The 19,444-nt window shown below is 65.1% G+C and carries 20 protein-coding genes, 1 other RNA gene and 1 pseudogene; 5 read left to right on the top strand and 17 right to left on the bottom strand.

The genetic code is table 11. The features are described 5' to 3' along the window. Positions 1 to 7 precede the first annotated feature (7 nt). The 9 genes from AC1DRD_RS06625 to AC1DRD_RS06585 all read right to left on the bottom strand — a co-directional run bounded on the left by AC1DRD_RS06625 (position 8) and on the right by AC1DRD_RS06585 (position 8,069). Positions 8 to 637, bottom strand: coding sequence for a class I SAM-dependent methyltransferase (locus AC1DRD_RS06625; RefSeq protein ID WP_478040794.1), 630 nt, complete (start codon positions 635 to 637; stop codon positions 8 to 10). Continuing rightward, the gene (locus AC1DRD_RS06620; protein ID WP_478040793.1) at positions 630 to 1,319 is read right to left on the bottom strand and encodes an N-acetylmuramoyl-L-alanine amidase; all 690 of its coding nucleotides are present in this window, start codon (positions 1,317 to 1,319) and stop codon (positions 630 to 632) included. Before AC1DRD_RS06620 ends, AC1DRD_RS06625 begins: the two co-directional genes overlap by 8 nt. A 56-nt stretch (positions 1,320 to 1,375) precedes the next feature. Beyond that, entirely contained in the window at positions 1,376 to 2,194 is an 819-nt protein-coding gene (locus AC1DRD_RS06615) for a CheR family methyltransferase (protein ID WP_478029955.1), read from the bottom strand. Then, positions 2,188 to 3,240, bottom strand: coding sequence for a chemotaxis protein CheB (locus AC1DRD_RS06610; protein WP_478040792.1), 1,053 nt, complete (start codon positions 3,238 to 3,240; stop codon positions 2,188 to 2,190). The genes AC1DRD_RS06615 and AC1DRD_RS06610 overlap by 7 nt, the downstream gene beginning before the upstream one ends. 16 nt (positions 3,241 to 3,256) lie before the next feature. Further along, positions 3,257 to 3,622: a response regulator gene (locus AC1DRD_RS06605; RefSeq protein ID WP_066589882.1), complete on the bottom strand. Its 366-nt coding sequence runs from the start codon at positions 3,620 to 3,622 to the stop codon at positions 3,257 to 3,259. A gap of 62 nt (positions 3,623 to 3,684) precedes the next feature. Then, positions 3,685 to 4,128: a chemotaxis protein CheW gene (locus AC1DRD_RS06600; protein WP_478040791.1), complete on the bottom strand. Its 444-nt coding sequence runs from the start codon at positions 4,126 to 4,128 to the stop codon at positions 3,685 to 3,687. After that, complete coding sequence (locus tag AC1DRD_RS06595) at positions 4,125 to 6,437, bottom strand: chemotaxis protein CheA (RefSeq protein ID WP_478040790.1); 2,313 nt, start codon at positions 6,435 to 6,437, stop codon at positions 4,125 to 4,127. Before AC1DRD_RS06595 ends, AC1DRD_RS06600 begins: the two co-directional genes overlap by 4 nt. 57 nt (positions 6,438 to 6,494) lie before the next feature. Further along, positions 6,495 to 7,139 (bottom strand): histidine phosphotransferase family protein, encoded by a 645-nt coding sequence (locus AC1DRD_RS06590; RefSeq protein ID WP_478029951.1) that lies wholly within the window; start codon positions 7,137 to 7,139, stop codon positions 6,495 to 6,497. 63 nt (positions 7,140 to 7,202) lie between these two features. Further along, on the bottom strand, positions 7,203 to 8,069 hold the full coding sequence (locus AC1DRD_RS06585; RefSeq protein WP_478040789.1) for a DUF5071 domain-containing protein: 867 nt from the start codon (positions 8,067 to 8,069) through the stop codon (positions 7,203 to 7,205). A gap of 18 nt (positions 8,070 to 8,087) precedes the next feature. Here AC1DRD_RS06585 and AC1DRD_RS06580 point away from each other — a divergent pair, with 18 nt between their 5' ends. From AC1DRD_RS06580 to mtgA, 5 genes and pseudogenes are all read left to right on the top strand, one after another. Next, positions 8,088 to 9,038, top strand: coding sequence for an RluA family pseudouridine synthase (locus tag AC1DRD_RS06580; RefSeq protein ID WP_478040788.1), 951 nt, complete (start codon positions 8,088 to 8,090; stop codon positions 9,036 to 9,038). Positions 9,039 to 9,107: 69 nt separating this feature from the next. After that, positions 9,108 to 10,010, top strand: coding sequence for an RNA polymerase sigma factor RpoH (rpoH, locus tag AC1DRD_RS06575; protein WP_066809596.1), 903 nt, complete (start codon positions 9,108 to 9,110; stop codon positions 10,008 to 10,010). A gap of 120 nt (positions 10,011 to 10,130) precedes the next feature. Next, positions 10,131 to 10,814, top strand: coding sequence for a hypothetical protein (locus AC1DRD_RS06570; protein WP_478040787.1), 684 nt, complete (start codon positions 10,131 to 10,133; stop codon positions 10,812 to 10,814). Between the two features lie 56 nt (positions 10,815 to 10,870). Further along, a pseudogene (locus AC1DRD_RS06565) lies at positions 10,871 to 12,064 on the top strand (flavin monoamine oxidase family protein); the annotation flags it as partial. 117 nt (positions 12,065 to 12,181) lie between these two features. Next, positions 12,182 to 12,889 (top strand): monofunctional biosynthetic peptidoglycan transglycosylase, encoded by a 708-nt coding sequence (gene mtgA, locus AC1DRD_RS06560; RefSeq protein ID WP_478030458.1) that lies wholly within the window; start codon positions 12,182 to 12,184, stop codon positions 12,887 to 12,889. Between the two features lie 45 nt (positions 12,890 to 12,934). On the opposite strand, the gene AC1DRD_RS06555 is transcribed toward mtgA, so the two are convergent. The 8 genes from AC1DRD_RS06555 to AC1DRD_RS06520 all read right to left on the bottom strand — a co-directional run bounded on the left by AC1DRD_RS06555 (position 12,935) and on the right by AC1DRD_RS06520 (position 19,438). Next, a complete protein-coding gene (locus AC1DRD_RS06555; RefSeq protein ID WP_478040786.1) occupies positions 12,935 to 13,813 on the bottom strand; it encodes an alpha/beta fold hydrolase in 879 nt (292 codons plus the stop codon). A 99-nt stretch (positions 13,814 to 13,912) separates the two neighbouring features. Beyond that, the gene (locus AC1DRD_RS06550; RefSeq protein WP_066589895.1) at positions 13,913 to 14,236 is read right to left on the bottom strand and encodes a YbaB/EbfC family nucleoid-associated protein; all 324 of its coding nucleotides are present in this window, start codon (positions 14,234 to 14,236) and stop codon (positions 13,913 to 13,915) included. Further along, positions 14,233 to 15,861 carry a DNA polymerase III subunit gamma/tau gene (locus tag AC1DRD_RS06545; RefSeq protein WP_478040785.1) on the bottom strand — a complete coding sequence of 543 codons (1,629 nt, stop codon included), beginning with the start codon at positions 15,859 to 15,861 and terminating at the stop codon, positions 14,233 to 14,235. The genes AC1DRD_RS06550 and AC1DRD_RS06545 overlap by 4 nt, the downstream gene beginning before the upstream one ends. A gap of 42 nt (positions 15,862 to 15,903) precedes the next feature. Then, positions 15,904 to 16,290, bottom strand: a complete 387-nt coding sequence (locus AC1DRD_RS06540; protein WP_478040784.1) for a hypothetical protein — start codon at positions 16,288 to 16,290, stop codon at positions 15,904 to 15,906. A 210-nt stretch (positions 16,291 to 16,500) separates the two neighbouring features. Then, positions 16,501 to 16,598, bottom strand: an RNA gene (gene ffs, locus AC1DRD_RS06535) — signal recognition particle sRNA small type. Between the two features lie 361 nt (positions 16,599 to 16,959). Further along, a complete protein-coding gene (locus AC1DRD_RS06530) occupies positions 16,960 to 17,292 on the bottom strand; it encodes a 2Fe-2S iron-sulfur cluster-binding protein (protein ID WP_478040783.1) in 333 nt (110 codons plus the stop codon). Beyond that, the gene (locus tag AC1DRD_RS06525; RefSeq protein WP_478040782.1) at positions 17,289 to 18,368 is read right to left on the bottom strand and encodes a cysteine desulfurase family protein; all 1,080 of its coding nucleotides are present in this window, start codon (positions 18,366 to 18,368) and stop codon (positions 17,289 to 17,291) included. Before AC1DRD_RS06525 ends, AC1DRD_RS06530 begins: the two co-directional genes overlap by 4 nt. After that, on the bottom strand, positions 18,365 to 19,438 hold the full coding sequence (locus tag AC1DRD_RS06520) for a cysteine desulfurase family protein (RefSeq protein ID WP_478040781.1): 1,074 nt from the start codon (positions 19,436 to 19,438) through the stop codon (positions 18,365 to 18,367). Before AC1DRD_RS06520 ends, AC1DRD_RS06525 begins: the two co-directional genes overlap by 4 nt. Positions 19,439 to 19,444 lie beyond the last annotated feature (6 nt).

Genomic DNA, 19,444 nt, shown 5'->3' with positions numbered 1-19,444 from the left:
GCGCGGCCTAGCGCGCCAATCGCCGAAAGGCCAGCCACGTCCAATAAATGCCCGCGGCACGATCCGCCGCCTGCATCGATTCGATCCGCACTTCGCGTTCCATCTGCAAGCCGTTCGCGCTCGCCAGATCGACGGTCGCAGGCACGGATGCCTCGTGCAGGGTCTGGCTCGGCGTGCTCGGCCCCTGTCGCAGCGAGATCAGGATCAGGCCTCCAGCCACCGTCAGATCGGCGATATTGGGCATCGATCGCGCACGATCGCGATCGTCGAGATGCTGCCACACCGCGGATAGGAGAGTGACATCGAATCCGCGCGCCGGTGGCGGCGAAATGGCAAGGTCCGGCAGCATGCCGTCGCACCAGTTGATCCTGTCGGTCGAGTGCAGGTTCATCCCGACCGCGCGCAGCGCCGCGACGGGTTCCACCGCGGTCACTTCATATCCCTGCTGGCTGAGCCACGCCGCATCCCGGCCGGTGCCAGCGGCGATATCGACGATGCGCGCGGGCGGCGGTGGAAACATATCGAGGAACGGTCCGAGCAGCTTTTCGCTGGATACCGCTTCGGACCGTTCGACGAACGAACCGGTCGTTGCGGTGGCGTACTCGTCGAGCACGCGCTCGATCGATCGCTTACTCATCCCCTTGCGGCTTGGGCAGCAGCAGCGCCAGCAACAGGCAGCGGCACTCGCCGTCAATCTCGCCGTCGATCAGTTCGGGGCGGAAGCGGCGCTGAAACGCCACGACGGCGGCGAGCTTGTCGGTGACTTCGTAGCCGAAGCGTTCGAGCGCGAGCAGGAAGCCGGCGTCGGTCCACAACGGGTCCATCAGATTCTTGGTTGGGCGCGGCAGCGCGAGACGCAAGCGCGCCAGCTGGGCCCAGGGGAAAAGCTCGCCGGGATCCTGCTTCCTGGTCGGCGCGATGTCGGAGTGACCGACAATGTTGCCGCGGGTGATCTCGTAGCGATCCTTGATCTCGGCCAGCAGCGGGACCAGCGCCTCGATCTGCGCAGGCGCGAACTCGCGATAGCCGAATTCGTGGCCGGGATTGACCAATTCGATCCCGATCGATGCCGAATTGACGTCGGTGATCCCGCGCCAATGCGATTGCCCGGCGTGCCAGGCACGCTTGTCCTCGGCCACCAGGCGATGAATCGTGCCATCCTCGTCGATCAGATAATGCGCCGATACTTCGGCTGCCGGATCGGTCAGCCGCGCCAGCGCGGCCTCCGCGCTTTGCATGCCGGTATAATGCAGCACGATCATCGAAACCGGCAGCTGCCGCTCGTTGAAATTGGGCGACGGGGTTTCGACGATGCTCACGCCCGCTGGATTGCGGCGAAGCGCGGCGAAAGTAAACCGTCCCGCTGCTTCCGGAATCAAGCAGCCGCGGCGGCGGCCCAGTTCGGCTCGTACAGTCCACGATAGCGCTGGCTGGGACGGAACGCGTCGGTCTGGCCGATCACGGTCTCGCCGGCGCCAAGCACCAATACCCCATCGGGCCGCAGCACTTGCGCGAGCCGACCGAGGACCGCGCGGCGCATGTCGAGCGAGAAATACAACAGCACGTTGCGGCACAGGATGACATCGAATCGGCCGATCGGCAGCGAGTCGGCGACCAGGTTCATCCGGCGGAACGAGACCATCCGGGTCAGCCCCGGATTGGCGATCCAGTCGCCGTCGACCGAATCGAACCATTGCATCATCCGGCGGATCGGCAGGCCGCGCTGGATTTCGAACTGGGTGTAACGCCCAGCGCGCGCCTTATGCAGCGCCGATTCGGAGACATCGGTGGCCAGGATCTCGGGCATTTGATGATCGAGCTTTTCGGCGAACAGCATCGCCAGGCTGAGCGGCTCCTGCCCGGTCGAGCAGCCCGCCGACCAGATTCGCGGGCGGCGCGTATCGGGGATCGCCGACACCGCCTGCTCGACGATGTCGAACACCGCTGCGTCGCGGAAGAACGAGCTCTCCTGGTTGAGCAATTCGTCGACCACGCGGTCGGCGAGCGGTCCGCCGCGATCCGCCCGGGTCGCTTCGGCAAGCTTCTCCAGCGTATCGTGACCCGTATCACGCATCACTGGCTTCAGCGCGGTTTCGATGCGCCAGTTACGGTTGGCGCCCATCTGCTGCCCGGTGCGCGCCTCTAGCAGCGCGATGAATTCCGCGACCGCGCCGGCGGGGCGCGGGGTCAGCATGAAGGCCGCCGACGGCGCGCGATCAATTGGCCGATCTCGTCCGGCGGCAGGATCGCGTCGGCGACTCCACCGGCAACCACGGCACCGGGCATACCCCAGACCACCGAGGACGCACGATCCTGGACGACGACACTGCCACCGGCGGCGGACAACTGCCCAGCCCCGATGGCGCCATCGCGGCCCATCCCGCTCAGCATCACGCCGAGCGCGCGCGCGCCATACACCTCAGCCACCGATTGCAGCATCGGGTCGACCGACGGCAGACAGCCACTGACTGATGCCGCGGTCGATAGACGGATCGCCACGCCATCGCCCATCGCCACGCAGCGCATATGCGCGCGACCCGGCGCGATCAGGATGCGGCCGGGACGCACGCGGACGCGGTCCTCCGCCACTTCGCATGGTCTATTGGCCAGCACCGCGACCTGCGCGGCGAAATAGGGCATGAACGATTCGGGCAGGTGCTGGGTGATCAGGATCGGCAAGCGGAACTCGGCGGGGATTGCCCGGAGCAATTGGCTGAGCGCGTGGATGCCCCCGGTCGAGGCGCCGATCGCGACGATATCATAGTCGTTCCCCGGCGCGCTGGCCGCTGCCGGCGTCCGCGGCGCCACGACCTCATCAGCCTCGACCAGTCGGACGAGCCGTTCGTTGAGTTGATCACCGAAGCGCCCGGCAAAGGCGCCGACTTCGGGTTTGACCAGCGTATCCGCCGCGCCCAGCGCCAATGCCTGGACCGTCGACGCGGCGCCATCGGCGCACGCAGAGGACACGATCAGCACGCGGGCGCCCTGCCCCGCCGCGATCAGGTCGGGCAAGGCGGTCAGGCCATCGACCCCCGGCATTTCGATGTCGAGCAGGATCACGTCGACGCGATGCCGCGCCAGGAACGCCAGCGCCGCCTTGACGTCCTGTACCGCGCCAGCCACCAGGAAACGGTCGCCGCCGTCGATCGCTCGCGCGATCACAGCGCGTGCAACGACCGAATCGTCGACGATCAGGACCGAGGGCGGCGCTTCGAAATCGGGAAAAGGCTTGCTCGCCACCACGGCACCGGTGCGCTTATGCCAGGCCGACGATTTGGAGCTTCGATTCCAGCGTTTCGCGATCGAATGGCTTCATCACATATTCGTCGGCACCCGCTTCGATCGCGGCGCGGATATAGGCCATGCCGTTCTCGGTGGTGCAGAACACCACCTTGGGCCGGCTCGATAGCGCGGTGTCGCGGAGCGCACGCAGGAAATCCATCCCGCTCATCACCGGCATGTTCCAGTCGAGCAGGATCACGTCGGGGACCGACGCCATGCAGCTGTCCAGCGCCTCCTTACCGTCGGCAGCCTCGCTCACCTCGAAATTCAACGTCTCGAGGATATGGCGGGCGACCTTGCGGATCACCTTGGAATCATCGACAACCAGACACGTCTTCATGACCGAAACACCCCGTTACTAGGCCCATCGAAGGGCTTACCCGCCAAACCGTGATCACCCGGTTAATTGATTGCATTCGCGTCGTTTGATGGTCCGTGGACCAGCGCGGTGAGATCGATCGCCAGAATCGGCTCGCCATCGCGCTCGATCGCGCCGCAACCGGCCTGGCGCCATCCGGCGTCGAGCCCGATCCCCGGCGGCAGCGGCGCGGCGACGAACGGCGCGACATCCTCCAGGCTGTCGACCAGCACGGCATAATGATGCCCGTCGACCACCGTGATAACCGCGCGCGATCCGGCGATCGCGAGCTTGGGCAGGCCGAGCGCGGCATGCGTGTCGATGACCGTCACCACCCGGCTGCGCAGCGCGGCCAGCCCGCGAATGTGCGGCGCGGCGCGCGGCGTCGGGATGACCGCGCCAATATCGACCACCGACTCGACTTGCGCCGAATCGATCGCGACTCCGCGGCCGGCGATATGCGCGATCAGGAAAAGCTGTTCGCTCATGCCACATTCACCCGTTTGGCGACGGCGGCGAGCAATCCGGCGCGGTCATAGCGATAGACTCGATCGTCGCCGCCGGTATCGCACCGATCATTGCTGAGACGAAGCACGCGGCCGTCGCGTGCCGCGGCCGGAGCGGCATCGGTGGTCAGGATCACCGCCGGCTGTTCGTCCGCGCTCGCCTTGGTCGAAACACGATATCCTGCTTGTTCGAGCACCGGCTTCAGGAAAGTCGCGATCCAGCTGTCCGACTGGCTGTCGATCAGGCAGAGCGGCGCGCCCGCCCGGACGATATCCAGGGCATCGGGACCGAGCAGCCATTGCGGATCGATCAGTTCCACCTGTTCGTCGCCGATCACAACGACCCCCAGGATTGGCCCAGGCTGCGCCGACGGGGAGATGTCGGTCGGAATGGCGACGATGTCGACCGGTTCGGCAATCGCATAGGCGATTTCGGCATCGCCATCCTTGATCCTCAGCACGGCGAGTTGGGCATGGCCTTCGATCTCGCCGAGCGCGGCAAGCGGCACGATGCGATCGTCGACCAACAAGCGCATCCGGCCACCGCTGAACCGCACATTGGACGCGTCGACGGTTTCGACACGGTCGATAATTGCCAACGGCACCGCGCGGCGGCGGCCATCGAGGTCGTCGAACAACAGCGCGTCGGCCAGGACCGCCTCGGGCTCGATCGCCTCCTCTTCTTCGACCGCCGTATCGCGGGTAAAATTGATCCCGGCGGCCGCGGCGACCCCGGCGCAATCGAGCAACAGCATCGGCGAGCCGCTGTCGGGCAAGGTCTGGCCGGCATAGATGCCTGTCGCCATCACTGCCGGCGACGCGGGCTTGATCACCAATTCCTCGTGATCGAGCACCGAATCGACTGCGACCGCGAAACTGCCGCCGCTGGCACTGATGATCGCCAGCATGTCGACCGACATCGGATCGATGGCGCGCAGGCCGAGCAACGCTGCGAGATCGACCAGCGGCATACGGCGATCGCGCACCGTCGCCGCCGGCGTATCGCCCAGCAGATCGACGCGGATCGCATCACCGGAGACATGGACGATTTCCTCGATCGCCTGGCGCGTGACCGCAAAACGCTGGCCGGCGATGCCGATGACGATCGCAGGGATGATCGACAATGTCAGCGGCACGTGGATCAGGATCCGCAGTCCGCGGTCCTTGGCGTTGACCAGATCGATTCGTCCGCCGATCTGTTCGATATTGGCGCGGACGACGTCCATCCCGACGCCCCGGCCGGAAATCGCGGTAACTTCGTCCTTGGTCGACAGTCCGGGTTCGAAGATCAGGTCGAGCTTGGCGCGCTCGCTCAGCATCGACAGATCGCGGCCGCGCGATTGGCCCGACGACGTGAGTTTCTGAACCAGCCGATCGGTATCGATCCCGCGGCCGTCATCGGCGACTTCGAGGATGATCTGATTACCCGACTGGCGCGCCGAAACGACCAGTCGGCCGACTTCGCGTTTGCCGAGCGCGCGGCGTTCCGCGGCGCTTTCGATGCCGTGGTCGATCGAATTGCGGATGATGTGGACGAGCGGATCGCGCATCATCTCGATCATCTCGCGATCGAGTTCGACGTCGGATCCCTCGATCTGGAGCTGCACCGATTTGCCGACTTCGGCCGCAGTGTCGCGGACCATGCGCGGCAAGGCCGAGAACAAGGCGTCGACCTTTTGCATACGCGTCCGCGTCACGGTATCACGCATCTCCGCCACGGTCAGCGACAGGCGGTCGAGCGCGGCTTCGATCGTCGGATCGACATTCTGGTCGCGCATGCGGCGCGCAAGTTCGTTGCGCGCCAATACCATGTCCGACATGCCCGACATCATGCGGTCGAGCAGATCGGTCGACAGCCGCACGCTGCGATTGGCGACGCGCTGGCCGGTGGGTGCCTGTTGCGCGGCGGGAGCCGCCGCTTCGGCGCCCGCATTGAGCGCCGCGATCAGCAATTCTTCGCCACTATCGTCGAGCGCGGCACCGGCATCGATCGCCTCGACGATCTCGCCGATCCGGTCGACGATCGCCAGCACCGCGGTAACCAATTTCTGGTCGGGGCTCCGCTCGCCCGACCGTACAGCGGCCAGCACGTCCTCCGCGGCGTGACTCAGGCGCGCCAGGCGCGGCAGGTCGAGAAAGCCGCAGCTTCCCTTCACCGTGTGGACGAAACGGAAAATGGCATCGAGCCGCGCACGGTCGGCCGGGTCGGCTTCCCACGCGACGATCTCGCCCGAGAGCGCGTCTAGCGTCTCGCGCGTTTCGGCAATGAATTCCTGGAGCAGGTCGTCCATGGGTCCCCGAGCATGATGCGCGGTTCGACCTTGGACGAGCAGTGGTAAAAGAGACGTTTACCCGGCGCGAATTGTCACGCCGAACAGCAACACCGGAGCATCGGGCTCGGAGATCTGCACACTACCGTCACCCTCGCTGACCAACGAATGGATCAGATAGGCCGCTGCGGCGCGTGGCGTGATGGCCGTGTCGCCCTGTTCGCCGAGCAACGTCGTGCGCAATTCCTGATCGAGCACCAGCCGCGGCCCTTCGGCGCGCACCACGATCTCGATATTGCCCGCATTCTCCTCGGCGCCGATATCGAGTTGCCCACCGCGCACCAGGGCGTCGCCGGCGATCAGCGCGAGGTTGAGCAGCACCTTGGTCGCGGGCTTGGGCAAGGTCGCTTCCTCGACCATCCAGCCGATCGTCAGCTTGGCATTGTCGCCGAACAACCCTTCGATCGCCGAGCGCGTCTCCCGCGTATCGACCTTTTCGCCGAAACCGCCCGCCGCGCCGAACGCGAGGCGGAAGAATTTGAGCTTGTTGGCCGACGCCCGAGCGCTTTCGTTGAGCAATTCGAGGCAACGCGCACGCATTTCCGGGTCATGCTCGTCGGCGAGCAATTCGAGCCCGTTATTGAGCGCACCCACCGGGCTGAGCAGGTCATGGCACAAACGCGAGCAGAGCAAGCTGGCGAAATCGACCGAGGTCATGGTCATTACGGACGTTTCTTTCCTATCGTTGCCTGTCTTCTGGCGTAGGGAGACGCGACCCGCAACCTGCTAAGCGCTCGATTCGGCAAGTCCGGCCAAGATTTCGCGCGCCTCGACATCCGCCTCTTCGAGCAAATCATCTTGGCTCGGGTCTTCGGCAAGAATGCGCAGATCATTCGTCAACTCAAGCTGAGCTGACCGCGGCAACCGACGGACGATAAAGCGCATGCACATCCATTTGTGCCCGCCATCATCACCGCGCAGCACCCGGCGGACCGGTTCTAGCATCGGTTCGCCAATTGTCGCCAGATAGTCGATCAATGGGCCCGCGACTGGCCAATTGCCATCGGCGGTCCAGCGCATCAAATCATCTAGGATCGGCGCGATTGCGGGATAGCCCGCAGCGGCGATCAGCGGCACCATGTCCTCGTCGGTCTTGTCACGGGGGATCAGGTGTCGCACCTCGCCAGTCGCCATTGGGACGTGCTGGAAGCCCCTGATTGTATGGCTCACGGTCGGTATCGCCACACACTGCCCGTCACGCTGCTCAACTGAATGCTCGGCCCAGCTATAGACCGGCTCCTCGACAGCTAGCCATGCCGCTACATCGTCGCCGGCGACGATGACCCAAATCTTGCCGTCGATATCCGCCATCTCAGCGTCACGCCGTGACGGTTTTACCACCCCGTTCGGATGTGAATGCCAATAGCCGATCAATCGCGGCCCGCCCGCCCGCTCGGCGCGAAGCGCTGTAAAAAGCGCGGCTGGATCGATCTCGAATTCAATGTCCGGACGCTCGGCGACATTTTGCGTTCCCTGCCAGCCGGTGATCCGGTCCGCATCACCGAACAGCAGCCCGCACGCCTCGTTAGGATGCGCGCCAGCGGCCGCAGCCCGGACCCCGGCGAGCGCCTCCCTTGAAATTTCCAACCTCATTCCCATCTCCCTACACGAATGGTTCCGGGGGTTTCCATCATCGAAGCAGTGGTTTCGGGCGCGGCCAAAGGCTGGCGGCTCGATCGGGCGCTGGCAGATGCCGTGCCCACATTGTCACGCGAGCGGCTGAAGGCGCTCATCTCGTCGGGCGCGGTCACCGATCCGTCGGGCGCCCTGATGCGCGATCCCGCCCGCAAGCTCCTTGGTGGCGAAACCTTCACCGTCACCGTGCCCGTTCCCCGGCCCGCGCATAACGAAGCCCAGGACATTCCCCTGGAAATCGCGTTCGAGGACGAGCATCTGATCGTGATCAACAAGCCTGCCGGGCTTGTCGTCCATCCCGCGGCCGGCAATTTCGACGGCACGTTGGTCAATGCCCTGCTCCATCATTGCGGTGGCAGCCTGTCGGGGATCGGCGGCGTCGCGCGGCCCGGGATCGTCCATCGCATCGACAAGGACACGTCGGGGCTGATGGTCGCGGCCAAGACCGATCGCGCCCATGAAGGCCTCGCCAAGCAGTTCGCCGACCATTCGATCGATCGACGCTATCGCGCATTGGTCTCGGGTCACCTGACGACCGCCAGCGGCACGATTGACGCCCCGCTGGCGCGCAGTCCACAGAACCGCAAGAAGGTCGCGATCGTTCGTACCGGCAAGCGCGCGGTGACGCATTGGCGCAAGCTCAAGAGCTTGCATGAGGCCGATCTGGTCGAGTGCAAGCTCGAGACCGGCCGCACCCATCAGGTGCGCGTGCACATGGCGTCGATCGGTCACCCCTTGATTGGAGACCCGGTTTATGGTAGAACAAAACAGGTTCACAGGAAGGTTTTGGAAACCCTGAATTTCCGCCGCCAGGCGTTGCACGCGGCGCATCTCGGGTTCATCCACCCCATCACAAGAAACGCTTTGTCGTTCGATAGCGAAATCCCAGCGGACATGCGGGAACTCTTCGATACACTCAGCGATTGAGTTTTGTTGCAGTGCGGCATGCCGCCTTTTGAAGGGGCAGGCCGGCTGAAAGGTAAGGGAGACTAGGTCATGGCAAATCGCAGCAACGTCCCCGCGACGATTCCTGCTCTCGGTGGAGAGGCAAGCCTCAACCGCTATCTGGCCGAGATCAAGAAGTTCCCGATCCTGACCCCGGAGCAGGAATATATGCTCGCCAAGCGCTTTTCGGAGCATGGCGATACCGAGGCGGCGGCGCAGCTCGTCACTTCGCACCTGCGTCTCGTGGCCAAGATCGCGATGGGCTATCGCGGCTACGGCTTGCCCGTCTCGGAACTGATCAGCGAAGGCAATATCGGCCTGATGCAGGGCGTGAAGAAGTTCGAGCCCGATCGCGGCTTCCGTCTCGCCACTTATGCGATGTGGTGGATCCGCGCCTCGATCCAGGAATTCATCCTGCGCTCGTGGAGCCTGGTCAAGATGGGCACCACCGCCGCGCAGAAGAAGCTGTTCTTCAACCTGCGCCGGATGAAGTCGAAGCTCGACGCGTTCGAGGACGGCGACCTGAGCCCCGAGAATGTCGCCAAGATCGCCAAGGATCTCGGCGTCACCGAGGACGAGGTCACGTCGATGAACCGTCGCATGGCGATGGGCGGCGACACGTCGCTCAACGTCTCGATGCGTGAGGATGGTGAGGGTCAGTGGCAGGATTGGCTGCAGGACGATGCACCGTTGCAGGATTCGGTCGTCGCCGAAGCGCAGGAGGCGGATGTCCGCCACAGCCTGCTGACCGAAGCGATGGACGGCCTGAACGAGCGTGAGCGTCACATCCTGACCGAGCGCCGGCTGACCGACGACCCCAAGACACTCGAAGAGCTGAGCCAGGTCTATGGCGTGTCGCGTGAGCGCGTTCGCCAGATCGAGGTCCGCGCGTTCGAGAAGCTGCAGAAGGTAATGATGCGGCTGGCCGGCGAAAAGCGGCTGATCGCGGCTTGATTGTCCAACCCCCGGCTGCCGCGGTGCGCGGCGGCCGGGGCGATTGCGCCAAAATCGATCGATGTTCTTGACGCGTTCCCTGTACTGAAGAATATTCCCCTTGAATAACGGAGGGGTAGCATGGGTACGCTAATTACAATTATCTGGCTTGTCGGAACCGTCGCATCGATCTGGTTCATCATTCGGCCGTCATCGTCTCTGCCAATGTATGCCACGCGGGGCCGCGCCATTGCGACCGGGGCAGCGATCTTCATCGGCCTGCCGATCCTGGGCGCCATCATCGGTATCTCGAGCTTGGCGCCAAGCCAGACCAAATCGACGTCGACGGCAACGGTCGATTCCGGCTCTGCTGCCGATGGCAACAGCCAGAGCGCGGCGGCGGCGCCTGCGTCACCCTGGACCTATGGCGAGAACAAGGATGCGATGCGGGGCACATCGACGAAGTACGCTGCCACGCGAAGCGAAGAGAAATATCAGAACGTTCTCGGTACGGACGAACAAACCACCTCGTTACAGGTTCAAACTGCCGCCAAGGGATACGACGTCGTTATCATCAACCCCAATCTGCAGTTCACCTGTAATTCGCTCACTAGCAAACAGGTGTCTGTCAAATTCGACGATGGCCCAATCGAACGGTTCGGCTGCACCGGAGCGGTGGGCGATGAATTTGGTACTGCGTTCATCAATCCGGGTTCGCGGATTGTCAGCAAGCTGAAGGCCGCCAAAAAGGTTATGATCGAGGCTGAGGTGTTCCAGCGTGGCAACATTCAGATGACCTTCAATGTCGCCGGCCTGAAATTCTGACGCCCTGCGCTCGCGTTGCGGGCTGACCGCCGTACGATTCGCCCTATACAGGGCGGATGAGCAGCAAGTTCGTCGTCATCGGAGGAGGCGCCGCCGGCATCGCTGCCGCGCGGCGCCTTGTCGATTCGGGCGCCGATACATTGTTGCTCGAATCAAGCGGGCGGATCGGCGGGCGGGCGCATAGCGTCCGCGTCGGTCGCGAAACGCTCGATCTTGGCTGTTCCTGGCTGCATTCGGCCGACCGCAACCCCTGGACGCGGATCGCGCTCGCCGAGGGGTTCCAGATTGACCGCACGCCCGCGCACTGGCGCGAACAATGGCGCGATCTCGGTTTCCCCGCCGCCGATCAGGACGCGTTCCAGGCTGCATATCAGCAATTCAGCGAGCGCGCTTTGGCCTATCGCAGCGGCCCCGACCGGCCGCTGTCGGACTTCATCCCGCCCGACAATCCGTGGCGCCCGCTGATCGACGCGATTTCGGGCTATGCCAATGGTGCCAACCTCGGCGCCGTCTCGCTGCACGACTGGGCGGCGTATGAAGACGCCGCGGGCGACGACAATTGGCGGCTGGTCGAGGGCTATGGCACGCTCATCGCCGCTCATGGCAAGCGCCTGCCCGTCCGGCTCGATTGTCCCGTTTCGCTGATCGACCATCGCGGCCCGCGCATGCGCCTCGTGACGCCGCACGGGCTAATCGAGGCCGACCGCGTGATCGTCGCGGTGCCGACCCCGATCATCGCCGATGGCGACCTGGCATTCGACCCGCCGATCGATGCCAAGCGCGAGGCCGCCGTCGCACTCCCGCTCGGGCTGGCCGACAAGATCTTCCTCGGCATTCGCGGCGACGATTATCCGCACAATGCGCATCTGATCGGCAATCCGCGCAATGCGTGCACCGCAAGCTATCAGATCGGCTATCTCGGTCGCCCAGTGGTCGAGGCATTCTTCGGCGGCGATTGCGCCGAGGCGATCGAGCGCGAAAGCGACCTCGGCGCCGCCGATTTTGCGATCGGCGAACTCGCCCGCCTGCTCGGCAACGACTGGCGGTTGCGGCTCCAGCCGCTCGCGCGGACGCGCTGGCGCGCCGAACGCTTCATTCGCGGCAGCTATTCGCATGCCCGGATCGGGCAATCCGGCCAGCGCCGCGTGCTTGCCCAGCCGCACGACGACCGCATCTTCTTTGCCGGCGAGGCTTGTTCGGCGAGCGATTTCTCGACCGCGCATGGCGCCTACGAGACCGGCATCGCCGCCGCCGAAGAAGCTCTTGCCGCCGACCGCCGACCGCGGATAGTGGCAAGCATGCCGTTGATGACGGCGCCCTCGCCCAACCCGACCGATATCGCGACGACACAGGCCGATCCCGACTCCATGCCCGCCAGAGCCAAACCCCGCCGCCCTTTCCTCCGCCGCCTGTTCAGCTGGATCTGGAAAGGTGCGCTCGCCTTCGTGGTCGTCAGCGTGCTGTGGGTCGGCATCTACCGCTTCATCAATCCGCCTTTCACCTTCACGATGCTGGGTGATGTGCTGCATGGTCAGTTGATCACCAAACAGTGGATGTCGATCGACCGCATGGATCCCAACATGCCGCGCGCCGCGATCGCCGGGGAGGATGCGCGCTTCTGCCTGCACGACGGGTTCGATTTCGGTGCGCTGCGCCAGGCTTATCAGCGCAACCAGAAAGGCGGCCGCATCCGCGGCGGATCGACGATCAGCCAGCAGACCGCCAAGAATGTCTTCCTCATCCAAAGCGGCGGCTACGTCCGCAAGGGGTTCGAGGCGTGGTTCACCTTCCTGATCGAACATCTGTGGGGCAAGCGACGCATCATGGAGGTCTATCTCAACGTCGCCGAGACGGGAATCGGCACCTATGGTGCCAATGCCGGGTCGATCCGCTATTTCGGCCACGACGCATCACGCATGTCATCAACCGAGGCTGGACGGATCGCGGCGGTCCTGCCGCTCCCCAAGAAGCGCGCCGCGATCGATCCGCGCGGCTTCGTGCGCCGTCATGGCAATGCGCTGGCGAAGTACGTCAATGTCGTGCGCGGCAACGGGCTCGACAGCTGCGTGCGGTAGCGCGGAGAGACCTGCCCCTCCGGAACGGACCAAGGTAACCGCCGCTTAATGGTCCGTAGCGCGGTCGCTCAGGAACGCGCTTAGAGCGCGTGCAGTCGCCTCAGATTGTTCCTCGGGAAAGAAGTGTCCGCCCGATACGGCGTGTCCGCGAACGTCCTCCGCCCAACGGCGCCAAATGCCGAGTGGCCCACCGGCGTCGTCGTACCAGGTGGCCAATCCGCCCTTGTCGCTCCACAATGCCAGTAACGGACATCGAATGCGGCGCCCCGTTTCCAGGTCGGCACGATCGATGTCGCGATCGATCCCGGCCGCGGCTCGATATTCCTCGCAGATCGCATGGACGTGGGCGGGATCGCTGAGTGCAGCGACATAGGCTTCGCGCAACCACGACGGAAAAGTCTCGGGCGGGGAACCCCATTGGGACAAGGCATTGTCGATGATCGCCTCCGGCGCTGCAAGCAACAGCCGCTCAGGCAAGGGAGCGGGTTGAGCGAGCAGGGAGAACGGCCAGAAGGACAAAGCGAGCCGCGCATCGGCCCTTTCCCAGACCTCGTAGGTGGGGATGACGTCGAGCACCGCGACGGCGGTCACTCTGTCGGGATGATCCAGTGCCGCGCGATAAGCGACGCGGCCGCCACGATCATGGCCGATGATCGCGAAGGCTTCATGCCCCAGCGCCTTCATCGCCTCGACGAGAGTCGCGGCAAGCGCCCGCTTGGACATCGCGCTATGGCCTTCGCCATCGACCGGGCAATCACTGCGGCCATAGCCCGGCAGATCGGCTGCCACGATGGCGAAATCGCTCGCCAGCAATGGCGCGATGCGGTGCCACATCAGGCTCGTTTCCGGAAAGCCGTGGAGGAGCAGAACCGGGGGGCCGCTCCCGCCTTGGTAGCAGAAGACCATGCCGCGATCGGTCGTCACTTCCCGGGTGACGAATCCTTCTATTCCGCTTGGCGTCATGATCGGGAAAACGCATCCGAGCCACAGCTGGGTCCGTGGCGGCAGCCCGCTCCGATCGGCTCAGAACGGCAGCTTGAACCCCGGCGGCAGCGGCAGGCCTTGCGTCATCTTGGCCATTTCCGCGTTCGATGCCGCATCCGCCTTCGCCCGCGCGTCGTTGAACGCGGCGACGATCAGATCTTCCAGCATCTGCTTTTCCGACGGCTGGAGCAGCGATGGATCGATGTCGACGCCGATGATCCGACCCTTGGCCGACGCCTTCACCTTGACCATGCCGCCGCCTGACGCGCCTTCGACCTCGATCTGGTCGAGCCCGTCCTGCGCCTTGGCCAGTTCGGCCTGGACGTTCTGCGCCATGGCCATAATGTCTTCGAGACTCTTCATCCCAGTGCTTCCTTGTTGATGCGTTCGAGCACCGCGTCGGGGAAAGTCTCCAACGCTGCCTTCACGATGGGGGTTTCCATGACCGCGGCGCGTTCGGCCTCTTCCTCGGCCTTGCGGCGTTCGGCAAGCGTTGCCTCGCCCTCGGCGTCCTCGGTCGTCACTTTCCATTTCGCGCCGGTCAGTTCGCCCAACCGTGCGGCAAGGGTCGTCGGCAAGTCGGCGGGCAAGGGCCGCGAGGTGCTGAGCACCAGTTCGGGCGCCTCATAGCGTACCACCCGGGCATTGGCGGTCAGGTGCGACAGCAATGCGCCGCCGCCATTGGCGCGGACCAGTTCGACCATCGCATCGAAACTGGCGGGCAGCGCCTGGACCGTGGCTGGAGCGGAGGACGGAGCGGCGCTCGTCGAGGGCGGTGCGATCGATGGTGCGGAGCCCGCCGCGATCTGACGCGCGAGTTCGCCAGGGTCTGGCAGGCTGGAGGCATGGACGACGCGGAGCAACGCCATTTCGCCGGCCTCGATCGGCAACGCGGCGCGCGCAACTTCCTCATACCCCTTGAGCATCAATTGCCACAATCGATGGAGCGCCGGAAAGGACAGCAGCCGCGCCCAGCCCTGATAGGCGTCGCGTTCCTCCGCCGATTGCGCCGGATCGGCATCGCCGCCCAGCTTGGCCAGGGTGACCGCATGCACGGTTTCGAGCAGGCCACGCAGCACCGATTGCGGATCGACGCCGAGATCATATTGCCGGCGCAACGCCGCGAGCGCGCCGGGCGCGTCGCTGTCGAGCAACAGCGCGAACAAGTCGCGAATCGCGGCGCGATCGGACAGGCCGAGCATCGCACGCACGGCAGGCGCCGTGACGCCGCCGCCTTCCATGCCGGCATGCGCGATCGCCTGGTCGAGGATCGACAGGCCATCGCGCGCCGATCCGTCCGCGGCGCGCGCGATCAGCGCCAATGCCTCGGGCTCCGCTTCCGCGCTCTCCAACTCGACGATGTGGGCGAAATGCGCCGCCAATTTGTCCGCGGGAATGCGCCTGAGATCGAATCGCTGGCATCGCGACAGGACCGTCACCGGCACCTTCTGCACCTCGGTCGTCGCCAGCAGAAACTTCACATGTTCAGGGGGTTCTTCCAATGTCTTCAGAAGCGCATTGAACGCATTCTTCGACAGCATATGGACTTCGTCGATGATGTAGATCTTGAACCGCGCGCCGAACGCGGCGAGCCGCGCCGCGTCGATCACCGCGCGCATGTCGTCGACGCCGGTATGGCTGGCCGCGTCCATCTCGATCACGTCGATATTGCGACCCTCGGCAATCGACACGCAGGGATCGCAGACGCCGCACGGATCGATCGTAGGGCCGCCCTGTCCGTCAGGGCCGATGCAATTGAGCGCCTTGGCGATCAGGCGCGCGGTCGACGTCTTGCCGACTCCGCGCACGCCGGTCAGCAGGAAGGCGTGCGCCAACCGCCCGCGCCGGATCGCATTGCCCAGCGTCTGGACCATCGCGTCCTGGCCGATCAGCTGATCGAAATTCTGCGGCCGGTACTTGCGCGCGAGCACGCGGTACGCGGTTTCCTTGGGCTGCGGCGGCTCGCCGAGATCGAAAGAGTCGGACATCGACCCTTATCTAGGCACGGCGAGCCCGATTGTCGAAGCCTGTTACCAGCGGCGGAAGCACACGCGGTGCGGCCGGCCCCAGCGCCACGACGTGCGGCATGCGAGACGCGGTCCGCGCCAACGATATGGCCGGCCATAGGCATAACGCGGACCGTAATAACCGCGGCCGCGATAGCCGTAACCGCCGCGATAGCCATAGCCGCGGCCCCGCCAGCCGCGGTCGCCGCGCCAACCGCGATTGCCGTTGCGCCAGCCATTGTGGCGGCCGCGATCGCGATACTGGTCCGCGGTAGCGGTGGTGCCGGAGGGTGCCGCGATCGGCGCGGCGATCGTCGTCGACCGCGTCAGCGACGTTTCGGCCGAAGCCGGATTAATCGCCGATACGCCGGCAACGGCCAGCAGGACGGCGAACATTCGAGTGATACGCATACAGGACTCCTTGCCTTGTGGGTCAGAGGCACTGTCGAAATGCACGAAAGCGCTATCGCGTTCCGTATCGGATTGGAGCGCCCCGGTGCGTCGATCCTGATCCATTTCGGATGCGATCGCTGCCGATACTAAAACGGTCCGCGCCGACACGTGGTAAGCGACCAAGTGTCGCGCCGTCACGCAGGTGGACAGGCCATAATATCAATGGAGGCAGGTGGGAGCCGGAACGACCCGCAACGAAATCGTTACGGCTGCTTCCTTCCGGACCTGACCGGGTTGGCGACGATTGCGTCCGCCCGACTCCCGCCGCGCATATGGCGGGATCGGGCGGCGCTTTCAAGCCATTAGAGTGCCGCTTCTACCACCGGACGCGTACCTTGCGGCACACGCGCACCTTGCGGCCATGGTTCCAGCGCACCGTGCACACCTTCTTCCACTTCCATCCATGATGTCCGTGGCCCCAGCGCTGCGGCGCAGGCGCCGCACTGGCGGGAGCAACCGGTGTGAGGGCGGAGGCGGCAAGAATTCCAGCAGCAACTACAGCGAGAAATTTCATGGCGTATCTCTCCATGCTTTTTTCGCCCCCCGGCGCGTCCAAACGCCTAACATGCAGCGGCCGTTCCACGAACGAAATAATGCTTAGTCACTGTAAGACATTAAGAATTTAGGTCAGCGTCCCTGCATGTTCTTGGCTTCGGAGGGGATGCGCACGGTCAGCGTTTCGAGCGTGTCGTTCAGCCAGATCTGGCACGCGAGTCGGCTGTATCGCGTGGCCCCAGCAGCAAGATCGAGCATGTCTTCTTCCTCCTCGACGGCGGGAGGCAATTTCGCGAAATCCTGGGCATCGACGATCACATGACAAGTCGAACAGGCCATCTGACCTTCGCAGGTTCCTTCGAGCGGCTCGCCGGCATTTTGCGCCAGGTCGAGCAGGCGATCGCCCGGCCGCGCCTCGACTTCGCGCGTGGCGCCATCGCGCTCGATGAAAATCACCTTCGTCATGCTGCGATTCTCTGCGCGCGGGCTGCTGCGTCGATGCGCTCTAGCGCGGTCACCAATTCCTCCTCGGTCGTATAGCGCCCGAAACCGATCCGGACGCTGTTGCGGGCCTGCGCATCGCTCAATCCGATCGCCTCGAGCACATGGCTCGGTCTTCCCGATCCGCTGGCGCAAGCCGACCCCGCCGAAAAGGCGATGTCGCGCAGATCTGACATCAGCCGCGCCACGTCCAGCCCATCACGCCGAATGTTGAGATTGCCATGATAGCGGTGCTCGATCGACCCATTGACGATCCATTCTGCGCTCAGGGCAGCCCGCCCTACCGACCATAACCTCTCGACATGAGCCGCGTCCCGGTCGCATCGCGCCGCCATCAGCGCCGCCGCCGCGCCGAACCCCGCGCACAGAGCCGGGCTGAGCGTGCCCGAACGCCCCGCCGCTTCCTGCCCGCCGCCATGGAGCAGCGGCGCCAGATCGATACCCTCGCGTATCCACAGCGCGCCAATGCCCTTGGGTCCGTGAATCTTGTGCGCCGACAGCGCGATCAGATCGCAGCCCTCCGGAATCGCCACGCGGCCGTAGCCCTGCACGGCATCGCACAGGAACAAAGCGCCCACCTGGTGCGCCAGCGCCGCCAACTCCGCGATCGGCTGGACCACCCCGATCTCGTTATTGACCAGCATCGCCGCGACCAGCTTCACGCCTGGCCGGATCGTCGCGCGCGCCACCTCCAGGTCGACCAGGCCGTCATGTCCAACCGACAACACCACCGCGTCCCCCACGGCCTCTACGGTATCAAGCACGGCGGCATGTTCGGTGGCGACGGTCACGATCGGACCACCGACACCCTTGATCGCCCAGTTGAGCGCCTCGGTCGCGCCGCCGGTGAAACTGACGGTTCCGCCGGCCGGCAGCAACGCGGCAACCTGCGCCCGCGCAACTTCAATCGCGGCCTTAGCCGCCCGTCCCGGACCATGCGCCGAATGCGGATTGGCATGCTGGTCGCGCAGCCAGGGCAGCATCGCCTCCAGCGCCTCGGGCGCGAGCGGCGTGGTCGCCTGGTAATCGAGATAGATCATGCCGCGCGCGCCAGCGACGCCGCGATCTCGCGCCACGTCGCGACAAAGGCGTCGAGCTCGGCGCGCGTGGTCGATCGTCCGAAACTGACCCTTACCACTTCCTGGGACGCCTGCATGTCCCAGCCCATCGCCGACAGCACATGGCTCGGCTTCATGCTGCCGCTCGCGCAGGCGCTCCCCGCCGACACCGCGATCCCGGCCATGTCGAAACGAATCAGCTGGGTCGTGGCGGCGACGCCGGGCATGCGGTACGAGCCGATCGCCGGGTGGCGCAGCGCGCCGGCCAGGACCGGCTCGCCGCCCGACGCCTTGATCTCCTCGTCCAAATGGGCGCGCAATGCTCGGTACCCGGCAATGTCCTCGGGCTCGGCGAGCGCTGCCGCATAGCCGATTATGCCGGGCATGTTCTCCGTCCCGGGCCGATATCCCCGCTCCTGCCCACCGGTCGGATCGAGCGTCGCGAGGTCGCGAACCAGCAGCGCGCCGACGCCGATCGGTCCGCCGCGCTTATGTGCCGACAGCGCGACGAAATCGGCGTGCAGCGCCACCGCGCGATCGGCACCGACCGGCATCTGGGCGGCATCGACCAGCAGCAGATGGCCGGTAGCATGGACCTGCTCGGCCAGCTCGGCGACCGGCTGGCGGATTCCGGTCTCGCTATTGGCCCATTGGATCGCGACGACCGCGCGCCCTTCACTCGCCATCGCGCCGTCCAACGCGGCGCGATCGACCAGCCCGGCCGAATCCACCGGAACCAGCGCGATGTCATAGGCCGCGCGAAGCACCGCATCATGCTCGACCGCGCTCGCCAATCGGCGCGTCACTGCCGAGCGAGTCAACGCGATCGCCAGCGCCTCGCTCGATCCGCTGGTGAACAGCACTTCGCCCGGCCAGCCATAGGCCGCCGCGATTTGCGTCCGCGCCTTCTCCAGCATCGCCTTGGCCGCGCGCCCTTCGGCATGCGGCGATGACGGATTGGCCCAGCGCGCATACCCCTCCGCCATCGCCTCGCGCACGGCGGCCAGCAGCGGCGTGGTCGCGGCATGATCGAGATAGATGCGCTGGCTCACGATGGG

The organism is Sphingomonas sp. P4_G2, from assembly GCF_056401155.1.
Note: the sequence above shows the minus strand (reverse complement) of the source record. Positions and strands in the feature narration are given on the sequence as shown.